The sequence below is a fragment of the Streptomyces sp. NBC_00376 genome (assembly GCF_036077095.1).
GTDB lineage: Bacteria > Actinomycetota > Actinomycetes > Streptomycetales > Streptomycetaceae > Streptomyces.
This window is the reverse complement of record NZ_CP107961.1, coordinates 659,320-674,441: the sequence shown is the minus strand read 5'-3', so window position 1 is coordinate 674,441 and position 15,122 is coordinate 659,320. Positions and strand designations below refer to the sequence as shown.

Sequence of the window (15,122 nt, the reverse complement as noted above, 5' to 3'; positions counted from 1 at the left end):
CCGCAGACACGACGCGCCGCCGCTACGCGGCGGAAGACGACAACGCACTCCGTGCGTTGTTCCCGGACTTCGTCCGGGGTTGCCGGTCCACTCCGTGGCCCGGGCAGTCAACTTCGTTGACTGTGGCCCGGATCGCTCCGCGATCCGGGCGGCGGGCCATGCTCCGCACGGCCCTTGGCTGGCTACGGGTTGGGGTGGCCTTGCTGGGATGTGCGGTGACGGGTCGTGAAGTCCGGGGCTTGCTACCCGTTCTCTGGTCCCTTGAGTCCTTGTCAGGAGGGTTCATGGGTTGACAGGGACGGCTCTGCGCAGATGACAGACTGGAGGTTTGGAAACACTTCTGCAGTCGGTGTGCGTCACTCTTGACGCCCAGCTAGATTAAGGAGTGTGAGCCGACACCCTGCCGCTGTCCCTGGGGGCGATTGTCTGTGTCTTGGTAGTCACTGAAAATGCATGTTGCTGTACAGGGATCCGGGTCTTTTCTGGCTTGGAAATATATCTGAAGCGGTCGATGAGAGGAAGTTTTGGTGACGCTGAAGGAGTTGTTTCCGCATCAGGTGGAGGCGGCCGACGCGGTTCTGAGGGTCTTGCAGACGCCTGCGAGCGGACACCTGCCGGCCGAGGGGCTGCGGACCCAGGTCATCGCCGCGACCGGCTCCGGGAAGACCCTGATCGCCGTCGCGGCCGCCGAGAAACTCGGCGCGCGACATGTCCTGGTCCTGGTACCGACACTGGACCTGCTGACCCAGACCGCGGCCGCGTGGCGGGAAGGAGGCCGTACAGGGGCAATGGTCGGGGTCTGCTCGCTGCGCGCCGACGACTCCGACGGTGTGCCGTGCACGACCGATCCGGGCGAACTCGTCGCCTGGGTAAGGGGTCTGGAGCGGGTGACGGTGTTCGCCACGTATGCCGCCGTCGGCCTCGGCATCCTCCAGCGCGCCCATAGTGCCGGGCTTGGTGCGTTTGACCTGATGGTCGTCGACGAGGCGCACCGCACCAGTGGGTACGCGGGTAAGCCGTGGGCCGCGGTGCACGACCAGGTGCGAATCCCGGCGACCCGCCGTTTGTACATGACCGCCACGGCCCGGATCTGGGAAGCGCCCGAGCATGCTCAGGGCGGTGAGTCCGGTGAGCCGCGGTTGATCGCGAGCATGGATCCGGAGTCGCGGGTGTTCGGGCCGGTGGCGTACAAACTGACGCTCTCACAAGCTGTGAGCCGGGGCCTGGTGGCCCCGTACCAGGTGGTGTGCGTCGACATCTCCGACCCTGAGTTCCATCAGCTGCGCGAGGAAGCCGGGTACGGGTCGGACGCCGCACGTGGAGCACGGCTCGCGGCGCTGCAGACCGGGATCGTGACCGCTGCCGCCCAGGAAAACCTGCGCAAGGTCCTGACGTTCCACAGCCGCGTCAGCGAAGCCGAAGCCATGGCCACAGGAGTCGTCGACGCAGCCCGGAAGCTGTGGGAAGACAACCCCAGGCGGTACCCGGAGCCGGGGCGGGTATGGGCGGACTGGCTGTACGGCGAACACCCGCCCGCCCACCGCCGCGCCGTCCTGGAGGAGTTCGCCTCCAACACCATCACGAGCCAGGACCAGGCGCAGCTGGTCGAGGGTGGTGTCGGGGGGCGCAGCAGGGGTGGGGAGCGTTCAGGGAAGGGGTTGGTGCCGGCGGCGTTGCGCGTGCTCAGTTCAGTGAAGGTACTGGGTGAGGGCGTCGATACGGCAAATTGTGATTCCGTCGCATTCTGCGATGCGCGGGGATCGATGATCGATATCGTGCAAATGGTCGGACGCGCCCTGCGAATCAGCCCCGGTGAGGGAAAGATTGCTTCTTTGATTGTTCCGGTATTCCTCGCACCGGGCGAAACACCGGACGAAATGCTGACCTCGGACGCCTACGGAACCCTCGCCAAGGTCCTCGGGGCGCTGCGGGCACACGACACCGACACGATCGAACACCTCGCCGACCCCCGTATCCGCAGCGGGAGTTGGTACCCGGAGAGTGCCGAGGAAGGCGAGGCGGAAGCTGAGCGGGAAGAGCCGGAGGGCGTGCGGGCGCCGAGTGTGCCCGCGCGGGAGCTGCTGAAGTTCAGCACACCCAGGGATCCGGCACTGCTGGCGCAGTTCGTGAAGCTGCGGGTCATCGAGCCGGAGAACACGTTCTGGCGCCGAGGTATCCAGGCATGCGTGCGGTACGTGAAGGAGACCGGGACGGATCAGCTGCGGGTGCCGTACGACTACGTCACCCCGGAAGGCTGGGCCCCGGCGGGGTTCCCGCTCGGGACCTGGCTCGCCAACCAGCGGAAAACCCACAAGGCCGGACGCCTGGATCCGGGGCGGGCGGAACAGCTCGACGGGCTGGGCATGGTCTGGTCCCATCAGGACGTTGCGTTCGAGGAAGGCCTCACAGCCGCCCGCGCCTGGGCGGCCGTGCACGGGCACCTGTTGCCTCCCGCGACCGCGGTCTGGGAGGGGTATCCGGTCGGGGCCTGGGTCAAGAACCAGCGATTCGCCGCCCGGACCGCGGATGCCAATGCGCAGCGGCGGCAGGCCGGCCTGGCTGTCGAGATCAGTGCGGGTGCGTTGACCGAAGCGCGGCGCGCTGTGTTGGAGGAGATCGATCCGGGGTGGTGCCCGGTATGGGACACGGGGTGGCAACGCTGCTTCCGGCTCGTCCAGAACCTCCTCCAGGATGGCGGGGCCCTGCCGGTGGCGGCCGGGAAGGTGATCGTGCAGGGCGAGGACCTCGGGAGGTGGGTGACGGCGCAGCGGCTCGGGTGGGAACAACTCCTTCCCGCACAGCAATGGCTCCTGGAGAACGTCCTCGGGGTCGACCCCGTCGAGGAGACAGAACGGCCGGTGAAACGGACACAGGACGACATGTGGGCGGTGAACCTCCGCGCCGCACGGCAGTTCCATGCCCGTGAGGGGCATCTTCGGGTGCCCCGGAAGCACGTCGAGCGAGTGGGGGCGGAAGCGGGCTTGGTGGGCCGTCAGAACGGTGATGACGGGGTCGTGGCCGTCAAGCTCGGTACATGGCTCGACAACGTGCGTAAACGGGCCGGGAAGCTCGCCGGGCAGCGACGGGTCGACCTCGACCAGCTCGGCATGCGCTGGTAGGCCTGCTTGTCGGGTGGGGATGCCAGGCACTCGGGCAGGGGTTGGGTGGGACCGAGGGTGACGCTGCGACGAACGCTCTAGGATGGACCGACCGGGGTTGGGATTAGCGCCACGCGTCCTTGGCAACGCAGGTTGTGGGCTCGCGAAGGATCGTCGGCGCGGGAGTTGGAGCGGTCGCGCAGTGCACCTGAACAGCTTTAGCGTGAGTGGTTTCCGCTCGTTGACCGAGGTCGCAGAAATCCCCGTTAGGAAGCCCACGATCCTCGCCGGGCACAACGATGGTGGCAAGAGCGCGCTGCTGGACGCTCTTGCCTTCCTGCTTGGCAAACATGTGTTGGCGGAGGACGACCGCACCTACCTGACCGTCGATGGAGGAGACGTGTCCGCGACGCCGGTGCGGTGTGAGGAGACCAGCGTTGTCGGATCGTTCACTCTGGACACCTGGGAACAGGAGCAATTCAACCTTCCTGAGCAGGTTCGGCTGCGCCGCTGTTCGACAGAAGATCTGGTTCCCCGTCTGGAGATCTGGCAGCCCATTCCGGATGATGAGCGGTTGCGTGACCTGTCGCAGCACCTTGCACCGGCGTTGAAGGACATGGTTAAGGAGTGCGAGCTCTCTCCCGTCTCCATGCGCAAGCCGGACTTGGAACAGGCTCTGCGCACGTACGGGCGTGAGCACGCCACCTCAGAGGGCTGGGTGCCTGCGCATTCCAATCTCGACAAGCGCATGCCGCGGTACCTTCCGTTCGACGGCAAAGTGGCCAAGCCGGATGATGCCGTCAAGACTGCGCTGGTCGGCCGTTTCCAGAGCCACATGGCGGATCCGGAACTCAAGGGCAAGCTCACCATCATCGAGGACGAGGTCCAGGACCGGTTGCGCATTGACGCCAAGTCTCTGTGCGACCACATCCAGACGCGCTGCCCGGACCTGAAGAAGGTCTCTGTCGATCCTGATGTCTCCTTCCAGCAGGGATTCAGGGCTGCGCCGTTGCGCATCGCCCGCCGTGCTGGTGAGGCCGTAGGGCTGGACCGCACCGGGTTGGGCAGCAACCGTCGTATCTCACTGGCCATCTGGGAATGGACCAGCGAGCTGCTGGCCGAGGAAGAAGATACCGCCCCTACTGCGGTGAGCCCCTGTGATGGTGAGGCGTCCGAGCCGCCACCGGTGCAGACGATCGTGGTGTACGACGAGCCGGATACCCACCTCGACTACGCCCATCAGCGCAAGATCATGGAGTTGATCCGGGCACAGAGCGCTGTTCGTAATGTCAGCGTGCTGGTGGCGACGCACTCGATGAATCTCATTGACGGGGTCGAGATCTCCGACGTGGTGCATCTGAAGCTGGAAGACCACCGCACTGTGGTGGAACGGCTCGGGGCGGGGCTTGTGGGCGACGAGATCGATGCGCACTTGGGGAAGATCGCGGCCGCGGTCGGGTTGCGGAATTCTGTGCTGCTGCACGAACGCTGCTTCCTGGCCGTGGAAGGTGAGACCGAGCAGCGTGCCTTCCCTCTGCTGTTCCGGCTGTGCGAAGGGCTGTCATTGCAGGCAGCTGGCATTGCTCTGTGGGCGTGCTTCAACAACGAAGGTGCTCTGCATCTGGCCCGGTACCTCATCAAGCAGGGGCGCACGCTCATGCTGGTGGTCGATGCCGACAGCCGCAATGTGAGCAAGGGCATTTTCAAGACCCCCAAGCTCACCCAGTTCTTCGGTCCCCATGCCCGCCGCTACGTGAGCTTCCTCGGTGAACCGGAGGATGATGCCCCGCAGGAGGAGAAGTTCAACGAGCTCGAAGAGCTCTTCCGCGATGACGTATGGGCCCGTGTCGCCAACAAGATCTGGGCCAAAGCCGACGGTGCCTGGCAGCCTGCCGACTTCGCCGCTCTTCGCGGCCGGGGCAAGTTCAGCGGAGCGGTCCAGGAAATGCTGCAAGCGGACAGCACAAGCGGCCCTGGCGGCAAGCCCGAGATGATGTGCGAGCTGGCCATGGCCCTGGACGACTCGGACGACGTGCCGGAGCAGCTGCGGAGCGTCTTCAAGCATCTCAGAGAGCTAGCATCCTGAGACGTCCTAGCATGGCTAGTCCACCGCCGGAACCGGAACGGCCTTGCCGGCGGCGGGCCAGCATGCGCTTCTTTCGTTGCTCCAGTGTCGGAGCGACCCACTCGTGCCATCCCACCGGCGGCTTCCACCGCTGCATGTGCTCGCGTTCATCGACCCCGCACCAACGGCAACCGCTGGGCGCAGGTATCCGCAGGTCAGACCCCTCAGTGGACATTGCCACTCCTTCCCCTGACCACATTCTGCCCGTCACCACTGACATCACTCCGTGGCCCGATCGCCCTGCTGGAACTAGGAATCGTGACGGACGCGCGGATGCTGAATCTCAACTCTCCGGCAAATCTCCAATGGTCGCTATCGCAGGATCGTCCGATTGGTCGTCTGGCCGGGAGTCCTGCAGCGAAGCCGTTGTTCGCCTGCTGTTGCCATGAGTATCGGGCGCGCCGCTGATGCCGTCCCGGGTGATGGCCTGCCTCACCGGCTCCGGCAGCCTCACCGCACTGGCCGGGCAGCAGCCGACGTCATTGACCACCCCACAAGCTCAAAACGGCGCCGCTGAGAACAGCACACGGAAGCCGAAGGATGCCGGTGGAGAAGCTTTAGCAGATGCGCCTCGTCACTGTCATCGCAATGCCGGATCCCGTCAACGGGCTGCAGATCCCGTGAGAGACCTGGAGCATGTCCGACGACAGAACTGGTGCACGGCACGCGCAGACAGTACGTGCCGTCGAGGTCGGCCGGGTGGCCGCGGTGCAGCGGCTGTTCGGCTTGGAGGTCCGGGGCGAGCTGACGTCCGGCCATGTCCGGCTGGTGGCACAGGCGTTGGGGAAGTCGGAGCGGACGGTGTGGCGGTGGCTGGCCGCGGCCCGGGCGGAGGGCCGCCTGGACCGGATGCCGGCCGGGCGGTTCACGGTGACGGCTGAGGTACGGCAGCTGCTGGCCTTGTGGGGCGGAAACGCTTCCCGGGTCCATGCCGAACTCGTCGAACGTGCCCGCAAGGATCCCGAGCGGCCCGAGGTTCCCTCGCTGGCGACACTGCACCGGGCCATTCGCCGGGACCTGACGGCCGGCGAGCGGGCCGGGCTCAGGCAGGGCGAGAAGGCGCGGCGGGCGCATGACGTGTTCGCCAAGCGTCCGCCCACTCACCGCAACGTGGTCTGGGAGGGCGATCACAAGCGGGTGCCGGTCCAGGTGGACGTTGAGGGCGAGCTGGTCTGTCCGTGGGTGACCTGGTTCATCGACTGCGCGACCAAGGTGATCGTCGGTGTGGCCGTCACCCCGCACGCACCCTCCAGGGACGCGGTCCTGGCCGCGTTGCGGTCCGCGATCGACCGGCGGGCGCCGTACGGGCCTGCGGGCGGGCTGCCGGCCGCGATCCGGGTGGACCGGGGCAAGGAGTTCCTGTGCCGCACGGTCACGGGCGCGATGGGGGCGTTCGCCGTCGCGGTCATCGACCTGCCCGCTTACACCCCGCATCTCAAGGGCACGGTCGAGGCGCTCAACGACGCCGCCGAAGAGATGCACTTCGTGCTCCTGCCCCGCTACACCCACCGGCCCAAACTCACCGGCGGGCGCCCGGCGGACCCCGACGCTCCCGCGCTCACCTTCGCCTCTTTCGTCAGCGGCCTGCTGGATTGGGTGCAGTGGTGGAACAGCGAGCACCGCCCCGATGCCCTGGGCGGCAGGACACCGCTCCAGGCATGGGCGGCCGATCCCACCCCCGTGGCCGATGTGCCGGCCGAGCAGCTCGCCGGTTTCGCCCTCGAGGACGACGGGCGGGAGCGCACCATCACCACTCACGGCGTCCGCTGGCACCGTCGGGACTACATCGCCGACTGGATGGTGGGCCGTACCGGCACCCGCGTCGTGGTCCGGCATCTGCCCCACCACGACGACCTCATCGAGGTCTTCGGCGTCTCCGGGGCCCATCTGGGCAGCGCGTACCTGGCCGACGCAGCCACTGGCGAGCAGGTCCGTGCGCTCAAAGCTGCGCGCACCGCGGCCGCCCGCCGCCTGCGCGCTGATCTCAAGGCCGCCGAGAAGCTCCGGCGGGACCGTTTCAAGGCCCAGACCGTTGCCGCGCCCGCCACGCGCAGCCGGACCCCCACCCACAGCGAAGCGGCTGGCGAGCTCGACGAGACCGGCCGAAGCGGGCGCAGGACGCTGGCCCGCCCCGACCTCATCCCTCACGCTCCCGCGCCCGAGCACTGGGCCAGGCCCATCGAACCCTCATCCACCGAGCAGGAAAAGGACCGTCACGGTGACACGAACTGACCTGGCCTACGGGCGTCTGCCTGCGATGCGTGACGATCATTTCCTCGGCCTCGAAGACGCCCAGCTGGTCGGCACGGAATCACTGCTGACCACCAAGGACAACATCGAAGCGGTCATCAAGGCCAAGGCCATGATGTGCGCGTACGGGCCGGCCGGCTACGGCAAGACCATGGCCGTGAACTCCGCCCTGCGCGAGCTGGCACCGCGGGCGACCTACCGGCTCGAGCTACGGGCCGGACCCACCCCGCGCGACATCCGGCACGGCCTGTTCAAGGCGCTGCGGCTGCCCGGTGAACCACCGAGGCGGCCCAGCGAGTTCGATGCCCTCCTCAAAGAGGCTCTCGCCGAACAGTTCCGGGTCCTGGTCTGCGACGAGGCACAGTGGATGAGCCGGACCGGATTCGAGTTCTGGCGCCACCTGTGGGACGACAAGCACACCGACATCGCGGTCATCTTCGCCGGCGGCGACAACTGCTATCGCGTACTGCGGCGCGAGCCGATGCTGGCCTCGCGGATCTACATCTGGCAGGAGTTCACCCGTCTGCCCAAGAACCAGATCCGCAAGGTCATCCCCGCCTTCCACCCCATATGGGCCACCTGCGAGCCCTCGCTGATCGACATGGTCGACCAGGAAGCCGCCCACGGCAGCTTCCGTAACTGGGCCAACATCACCGCCCACCTGGTCTCCGGCATGGACAAGACCGGCACCGAGCACGTCACCGAAGAGCTCATCCACTGGGTCTACAGCAAGATCGGCGGCATGTGAGCGGCAGCAACATCCCGGCCACGCGCAGCGCAGCCTCACGAGGCCGAAGGCACACAGCAGCCCGAGCGGTCCGTATCGTCATCGACGCCGACGACCACCCCGCATGGACGGCTGCCGCCCTGGACGCACACTCCCCCGAGAACGGACGCGTCACCCTCCACCCCTCCCCCGGCTCGTCCGCCCCGCCCGCTCTGGCCCAGGACATCCTGTGCGCGCTCGGCAAACAGCTCCCGCCCCACGATATGAACGCGCCCCGGCACCGCGCCTCGTGGGCAGACAAGGTGGGCCCCGCCTGGACCGCAGCCGCTTCCTGGATCAACGCCCATCGGACCGGACACGTCATCGTCCTGCGCGCCCACACCCTCACCCCGACACGATGGGAACAGCTCGACACACTGCGAGCCCGTACCGGGATCCACCTCATCCTCATCTGGCACCGCGAACCGGACACCCGTCTCACCGAACGCGCAGCCAGGCTGAGCACCGGCTACCAGAGGACCGACGACTTCGACGCGGCCCGAGACAGGCTCCGAGAGAAAGGCCCTGTACGCCCGGGCACGAGGCCGCACGCAGACGGCCCCGACACCCACACCCGAGACAGCGGACACGAACTCATCCAGCAGGTACAGCAGATCGGGCACCCGCTCCACGCAGGACTCCTCGCCGCCCAACTCCTCAGCAACACAGACCAGCCCGAACAACTAGCCGCCGCCCGGCTCGCAGACCTCGCACCCGACGCCACCGCCCTCGCCCTCCCCCGCCGGCCGTACCGGCCGACAAGCACACGCCGCTGGCACCCCGTCCCCACATGGGCGCAGCCCCTGCTGATCGCCGCACGGGCCTGGCACTACCTCAACGCTCACCACCACCCCAGCAGGCACCTGTTCCGGCACACCAACTTCCACCACCACAACCAACTCACCGACATCGCCGCAGCATCAGGAATCACCCCCGCCATCAACATCCTGACCGGCGACCCCGCATGGCCGACCCCTGCTGCCACACCACCCCACTGACCAGCACGAACACCCCACCCCTGATAGCGATCAGCAGCAAACCGACCACCACGCCCCGCAAAAACGACAGTCACCCATCGGCATCCACTGTCAGAACCCAGCACCCCTCACCACCAGCTCAGACACCCCACTAACCCACTGACAAAACAATGACGAACACCCACCGACAAAACGACACCTATCACCACTCAATGACCAGCCAACCCTCACTGCTTGTCCAGCACCAGCACCCGGCCACCACTGCTCAACACCCGATAGAAACACCCGGGTCGGCCCGGCCCACAACGCCCAAGACCGGACATCAAACTGAGAACCATCCCGGACACGGAAGCGAGAACTCCCACGAAGTTGGACCACCGGAAATGTCGCCCGTGCGCCGGCCAGATCCGTGTTCAGGCCAAAGCTTTCGCGCCGGAGACCAGTTGACAGCAGGGGGTACGCGGGCGTGTGGGGCAGTGCGGGGCGCACCAGCTCCACTCGTATCGCTGGTTTAGCCATAAAAAATAACAAATCAGGATGTTGGGTTCCTACCGTGTGATGTGTCGCTCCCCTGCTGAGCAAGGAGTAGCTAGTGGCCAACAGCTTCCAACTCGACCAGATCCCGCATGGCTTCGCGTTCACCGAGGCTGGTGGGCTCATCCACTACAAGCACACGATCATCCTGACCGTGCCTCCGCCCAACGCGGGCCCCTGGGGCGACACATGGCTCAGCTTCGGCTGCGCCTACGCAGACGTCAGGCTCGGCGTGAGCATCTACACCAGCGGCTCCTGGAGCGGCGTGCAGCCCCGCAACGTCCCCGACAACGGCGACCGCCTCGCCGAGAAGCTGCCACCCGGCACCCGGAAGGTCCTCATCGGCCGCATGAAAACGGCTACCGCCGACTCGGCGGACGACGTGCCGGTCAGCTGGCTCCTGGAATACCTCGGAACCTGACCTGCTCCGATGGCGCCCCGGCCTACCCCACTCCGGGGTCAGGCCGGGGCGCCGTTGCACACGGTCACCCGCATCTTCCACCGGCCTGCCGAGGAGCACGGGGCGGACGTCCGCGCAGGCACTGCAGCGCGGGGCGTAGATGGTGCCGCGCCCGGCGCTGCCGGAGCCACCGCACTCGGCACGCCTGACGTCGGCAGCCCAGACCGGCCCAACAGGCCAGGGGTGCGAGCACCGGCGCGCGCGGCCCCGCCGACGCGCGAGAAGGGACTGGCCGGCCGCCGATCCCCGAAGCGCTCCGCCCGCCCCGCCCCCACCCTCTCCATTTCGGTAGTCGGGCGGCAGGGGGTGCGCAGAGGGGATGTCAGCACCCCGACCACACCTATACATCTGGCGGGCGCAGGGTTGAAACCGTGCCAGATAGGCGAGGGTCGAGCCGCTCCTGGTGCTCAGATGCAGGCCGGACGCGTCGGCGAGACGGTGCAGAGGTCCGAAGGGGATCCAGTGCCGGTCGAAGAACTCGCCCACGACCAGCCGTCCTGCGGGGGTGAGCACCCGTACTGCCTCATCGAGCACCCGTTGTGGTTCCGGGATCTCGCCCAGTGCGGTCACCAGATACATGGCGTCGAAGGTGTCGTCGTCGAAGGGCAGCTCGCGGGCATCCGCATGGGTGGGCACGATGTTGGGTACTGCGCGCTGCCCCGCGCGGTGCATCACGTGGCGGAGCATCTCGGGTTGGATGTCGAGGATGTCGAGCTGCCCGTCGGGCCCGAGTTACGGTGCGATGTGCAGCGACTGCAGTCCGGTGCCGGGCCCCACTTCGAGGATCCGCTCGCCCGGGCTCGGGGTGAGCACCGCGTCGAGCCGGGCGGATGTGAGGAACGGCAACGGTAGGTCCAGCAGGCTGCGTTGGGCGTAGGGGTACGGCGCCTTGTCGCCGAACCACCAGGCGCCTGCGGCGGCAGCGGCACTGAGGGCGCAGGCCCAGCGCAGGCGCGGTGCGGTCAGGACAGCAGAGCCCATGGTGTTCTCCAGTTCTGTGGTATCCGTGGTTGCAGCCCGGGTCGGTGTGGCGGGTTTCATGGGGTGCGGGGCAGCGCTCGAACCGCCAGGCGGACGCATACCGTTGCGAACGGAAGTTCTGCGAACAACGCCATGACCAACGCCGCGCGCAGTTCGCTCCCGCTGGCCGCGGTCATCGTGTCGAACCAGGCGTCGACGGTGAGCAGGGCGGCCGTCGCGGCGGCGGCGGGTGCCAGTCGCCGATCCCCGCGGGTGGCCAGCAGACCTGTGGTGATCAGGCCGACCGCCTCCAGCGCGTCCAGACCCACCCAGGCGGCGGACCAGTGCGAGGCACGGAAGGTGGTCGGCAGGCTGGTGGCCAACACGACGAGCCACGGCAGCAGCGCCACCCCGCAGCCGGCCAGGACAAGACCCCGCCGTCGGCCTGGAAGGCGGTCCGGACGACGGCGCTGCGGGCTGGGGAGCGATCCCGTGCGCGGGCCGTGCGGCCTGAGTATGCCGCGCTCGGCGTCCGGCTCCGGGAACAGTTCGATGATTTCCTGCATGCCCTTCAGCCTGAGCCGCACAGCGATCACAGTCAGTAATGCCGGGTGCCGTTCTCAGGGTGGTGCCAGCTTCACCATCGATCCGGATGCACGGTGCATGGCATAGCCCTCACCTGGCGTTTTACCGTCGAGCCATGACGATTCCCCGGGCGCTGCGGCGCAGAGTTGTTCGGGTCCGGCGGGACACCGGTTTCTTGGCGGCCGGGATTCCGCTGCACCTTGCGCTGGTGCCGTTGTGGAGCTGGATGGCGAGTGTCGCGAAGTACAGGGCGTGGCCGTGGCTCCCGCTCCCGTTTGTGCTGATCTTGCTCGGTGTGCTTGCGCTCACCGCTGTGCAGCGACGCCGTTACCGGGTGCTGCTGGGAGTGGAGATCCTCCGGCTGCCGGCCGCGCGCGAGCAAGGGTGGCTGAGGCGCGCTCTGCGGTGGCTATCCGTGGCCCAGACCTGGCGGCAGGCCGGATACCACCTGCTTGTCGGTCCGCTCCTGGCTGTGGTGGAGCTGGGGGTGCTCGCTGCGTGGGTCGCGGGCCTTGCTGGCGTCACCGTCAACGGGTGGGCCTGGATGTTGCCGGTGCAGGTTCGCCTGGACTATGTCGACTACGCGACCCAAGCGGTGTACTACACCGCGGCCGGCGTGCTGCTGCTGTGCGCCGCACCCTGGCTGACCGGGCCGGTGACCCGCGCCGAGACCCGGATCGCGCTCGCGCTGCTCGGGACCAGCCGCTCCCAGCAGCTTCAGCAGCGTGTCGAGCACCTATCCGAGAGCCGCACCGACCTGATCGACGCCGTCGATACCGAACGCCGCCGCATCGAACGCGACCTGCACGACGGCACCCAGCAGCGCCTAGTCTCCCTCGCGGTCAACCTGGGCCTGGCCAAGGCCACCCTCACCAACCTGCCGGACGAGGCCCGCACCGTGATCGACGAGGCGCACCGCGAGGCGAAGGAGGCCATCGCCGAACTCAACGACCTGGTGCGCGGCCTGCACCCGGCCGTCCTCGAAGACCGCGGGCTGGACGCGGCGCTGTCCGGGCTGGCCGCCCGGGTACCGATCCCGGTACGGCTGCGAGTCGACCTCGAGGAGCGAGCGGCGCCCACCGTGGAGTCGGTCGCCTACTTCGTGGTCTCCGAGGCGCTCACCAACGTCACCAAGCACGCCCGCGCCACCCGCGTGGACGTCACTGTCAAACAGATCGGGAGAATGCTGCGTGTGAACATCACCGACGACGGGATCGGCGGCGCCGACACCTCCACCGGCAGCGGACTGAGCGGGCTGGCCAAACGGGTCGGTTCCGTTGACGGCACCTTCCACATCAGCAGCCCGGTCGGGGGCCTGACCACCATCGCCGTGGAGCTGCCATGCGAGCCGTGATCGCCGAGGACTCACTGCTGCTGCGCGTCGGGCTCGTCAAGGTCCTGGAAATGGCCGGCTTCGAGATCGCCGCCGAAGTCGGCGACGCCGAAGCCCTGCTTGCGGCCGTCGAGGAACACCGGCCCGGGCTGGCCCTGGTCGATGTCCGCATGCCACCCGGCTTCACCGACGAAGGCGTGCGCGCCGCGCTGGTGATCCGTAAGCAATGGCCGCAGACCGCGGTGGTACTGCTCTCGCAGTACGTCGAGGAGCGGTATGCGGCCGACCTGCTGACGGCCAACACCAGCGGCGTCGGCTACCTGCTCAAGCAACGCGTCGCCGACGTGGAGGAGTTCGTGGCTTCCGTTCGGCGGGTTGCAGCCGGGGGCACGGCACTGGATCCACAGGTGGTCGCCCAGCTGCTCGTGCGCCGCCGCAGTGACCCGCTCGATCGGCTGACGCCACGCGAACGGGAGGTACTCGCCCTGATGGCCGAGGGACGCTCCAACACCGGGATCGCCGAGGCCCTGGTCGTCAGTGACAGCGCAGTGGCCAAGCACATCAACAACATCCTCGCCAAACTCGACCTGCCCGCAGCCGACGCCGACCACCGGCGCGTTCTCGCCGTCCTGAGATTCCTCGGCGCTTCCCCGACCTAACCGACCTGCCGCCCGCACCCCTACCGCCGTTCGGCCCAACAGACCGGCAAGCCAACAAACGACGTCTCGCGGACACCGAGCCACGTGGAAAGCGGTCCCGCGGGTGGCTCTCATTCTCATTGCCCCGGTGGCTCCGAAACACCCTGTCGAAAACACGCTGCTGCTGCCCGGCTCGACAGGTGCCGCGTCGCGTCGATTGCTGCGGCCATGGACTCGAATCCGGCGGCGTGCGCCTTGGCCTCCAGGGCGTTGCGGCGGGCCTGTCGGGCTACGGGAAGGGACTGGCGGGCGCTGGCGGCTCGTGCTGCCTGTACGGCGGGGAGGTCATCGGTGCCGGCACGGGCCTCGGCGGAGCGGCGGGCCAGTTCCTGCTGGGAGGGGGTGGCGGCGCGCATCCGTGCGACGAACTCCGGGTCCTTGGACATCGCGGCGGTAGTGGTCCGGGCCAGGGTGGCGCGGACATCGGTGGCCATGAGCGCGGTGGTAGCCGGGAGGCGGTGCTCGGCGCGGTAATCGGTGGCTGTCGTCTGATGAGCGTGGGCAAGGTGAGGGCCGAGGGAGCGGAAGCGGTGTCCGCAGGACAGGCACGTGACAAGTCCGTCGGGGTCGGCACCGGACGGGCGTCGGGATCCGGTGCCGCCCTGGCCGGTGACAGCGCGCAGGGCGTCCAGATTTCACAGCAGTGCCCGCCCCTTGACGCGGCAGGCCACCGGATCGGGCCAACGTCCCCGTTGCTGCTGCATGACGGCTTTGAGGCTGCCTCGGGCGTAGCCGAGGAGCGGTTCTGCCTCCCGCCGGGTGACCAGGCGGGAGGCAGAACCGGGGGTGTCGGTGCTCACCGGCGGCCGTCGCGCCTAGGGACCCTAGGAAAGCAATGAGCAGCAACGAGGAGATCCGGGCGTTCGTGCGGGCCGCGACCGCCGCCGCGGGCAGCCCCCCGCGAGCGGGTCGCCGCCCTCGCCCGCACCTACCTCGACTTCGCCGCCCGTAACCCGGCGGTCTACGACGCCCTCTTCCAGCTCGACAGCGGCCTCGCATACGCACAGGAAGAAACCCCGGAACCCCTCAAGAACGCCTTCGCTCCGCTGCTGGAGTGCCTCGGCGAGTTCGCCGGGGACGGCGTCGAACCGGGGCTGTTCACCGAGGTGTTCTGGGCGTCCCTGCACGGAGTGGCGACCCTGACCCGCTCGGGACGGCTGCCACCGGAAGACACCGAACTGAGGGTGAAACTGCTGGTGGACCGACTCGCCATCGCCTGACACACCCTGGCCGAGACCACGCAGCCGCGACGGCTGCACCGTCCGACGGAACGCTGTTCCATCCGGAACACAGAAGCCCCGGCGACAAAGCCGGTTGAGATGGTGCCCTCGGTGAG

General features: G+C 67.9%; 12 protein-coding genes and 2 pseudogenes. 9 read left to right on the top strand and 5 right to left on the bottom strand.

The window, feature by feature from the left end; translation table 11 throughout:
• Positions 1-527 precede the first annotated feature (527 nt).
• The 6 genes from OG842_RS42930 (at position 528) to OG842_RS42905 (ending at position 10,171) form a co-directional block, all read left to right on the top strand.
• Positions 528-3,119 carry a DEAD/DEAH box helicase gene (locus OG842_RS42930; protein ID WP_266737418.1) on the top strand — a complete coding sequence of 864 codons (2,592 nt, stop codon included), beginning with the start codon at positions 528-530 and terminating at the stop codon, positions 3,117-3,119.
• 181 nt (positions 3,120-3,300) lie between these two features.
• Positions 3,301-5,184: an AAA family ATPase gene (locus OG842_RS42925; protein ID WP_266737419.1), complete on the top strand. Its 1,884-nt coding sequence runs from the start codon at positions 3,301-3,303 to the stop codon at positions 5,182-5,184.
• 747 nt (positions 5,185-5,931) lie between these two features.
• Positions 5,932-7,455 (top strand): Mu transposase C-terminal domain-containing protein, encoded by a 1,524-nt coding sequence (locus OG842_RS42920; RefSeq protein ID WP_266738082.1) that lies wholly within the window; start codon positions 5,932-5,934, stop codon positions 7,453-7,455.
• Complete coding sequence (locus tag OG842_RS42915) at positions 7,442-8,221, top strand: ATP-binding protein (protein WP_241197013.1); 780 nt, start codon at positions 7,442-7,444, stop codon at positions 8,219-8,221. The genes OG842_RS42920 and OG842_RS42915 overlap by 14 nt, the downstream gene beginning before the upstream one ends.
• Entirely contained in the window at positions 8,218-9,237 is a 1,020-nt protein-coding gene (locus tag OG842_RS42910) for a hypothetical protein (protein ID WP_266737421.1), read from the top strand. The genes OG842_RS42915 and OG842_RS42910 overlap by 4 nt, the downstream gene beginning before the upstream one ends.
• A gap of 571 nt (positions 9,238-9,808) precedes the next feature.
• A complete protein-coding gene (locus OG842_RS42905) occupies positions 9,809-10,171 on the top strand; it encodes a hypothetical protein (protein ID WP_266737423.1) in 363 nt (120 codons plus the stop codon).
• A 525-nt stretch (positions 10,172-10,696) separates the two neighbouring features.
• Here the strand turns inward: OG842_RS42905 and OG842_RS42900 are convergent.
• From OG842_RS42900 to OG842_RS42890, 3 genes and pseudogenes are all read right to left on the bottom strand, one after another.
• A pseudogene (locus OG842_RS42900) lies at positions 10,697-10,927 on the bottom strand (class I SAM-dependent methyltransferase); the annotation flags it as partial.
• Positions 10,928-10,942: 15 nt separating this feature from the next.
• The gene (locus tag OG842_RS42895; RefSeq protein WP_266737424.1) at positions 10,943-11,191 is read right to left on the bottom strand and encodes a hypothetical protein; all 249 of its coding nucleotides are present in this window, start codon (positions 11,189-11,191) and stop codon (positions 10,943-10,945) included.
• Positions 11,192-11,247: 56 nt separating this feature from the next.
• Positions 11,248-11,736 (bottom strand): hypothetical protein, encoded by a 489-nt coding sequence (locus tag OG842_RS42890; RefSeq protein ID WP_266737425.1) that lies wholly within the window; start codon positions 11,734-11,736, stop codon positions 11,248-11,250.
• 134 nt (positions 11,737-11,870) lie between these two features.
• Between OG842_RS42890 and OG842_RS42885 the strand changes: the two genes are divergently transcribed.
• Together OG842_RS42885 and OG842_RS42880 are read left to right on the top strand one after the other, a co-directional pair.
• Positions 11,871-13,109, top strand: a complete 1,239-nt coding sequence (locus OG842_RS42885; protein ID WP_266737427.1) for a sensor histidine kinase — start codon at positions 11,871-11,873, stop codon at positions 13,107-13,109.
• Complete coding sequence (locus OG842_RS42880; RefSeq protein ID WP_101401131.1) at positions 13,097-13,747, top strand: response regulator; 651 nt, start codon at positions 13,097-13,099, stop codon at positions 13,745-13,747. The genes OG842_RS42885 and OG842_RS42880 overlap by 13 nt, the downstream gene beginning before the upstream one ends.
• A gap of 116 nt (positions 13,748-13,863) precedes the next feature.
• Here the strand turns inward: OG842_RS42880 and OG842_RS42875 are convergent, their stop codons facing one another.
• The gene (locus tag OG842_RS42875) at positions 13,864-14,331 is read right to left on the bottom strand and encodes a MucR family transcriptional regulator (protein WP_266738084.1); all 468 of its coding nucleotides are present in this window, start codon (positions 14,329-14,331) and stop codon (positions 13,864-13,866) included.
• Between the two features lie 90 nt (positions 14,332-14,421).
• The gene (locus OG842_RS42870; RefSeq protein WP_266737431.1) at positions 14,422-14,586 is read right to left on the bottom strand and encodes a hypothetical protein; all 165 of its coding nucleotides are present in this window, start codon (positions 14,584-14,586) and stop codon (positions 14,422-14,424) included.
• 59 nt (positions 14,587-14,645) lie between these two features.
• On the opposite strand from OG842_RS42870, the pseudogene OG842_RS42865 reads away from it, so the two are divergent.
• Positions 14,646-15,006: pseudogene (locus tag OG842_RS42865) on the top strand (TetR-like C-terminal domain-containing protein); the annotation flags it as partial.
• Positions 15,007-15,122 lie beyond the last annotated feature (116 nt).

Bases quoted from the DNA above. Each gene is read 5' to 3' on its own strand.
- OG842_RS42890 (WP_266737425.1), bottom strand. From the start codon at position 11,736: ATGCAGGAAATCATCGAACTGTTCCCGGAGCCGGACGCCGAGCGCGGC.
- OG842_RS42880 (WP_101401131.1), top strand. From the start codon at position 13,097: ATGCGAGCCGTGATCGCCGAGGACTCACTGCTGCTGCGCGTCGGGCTC.
- OG842_RS42895 (WP_266737424.1), bottom strand. From the start codon at position 11,191: ATGGGCTCTGCTGTCCTGACCGCACCGCGCCTGCGCTGGGCCTGCGCC.
- OG842_RS42885 (WP_266737427.1), top strand. From the start codon at position 11,871: ATGACGATTCCCCGGGCGCTGCGGCGCAGAGTTGTTCGGGTCCGGCGG.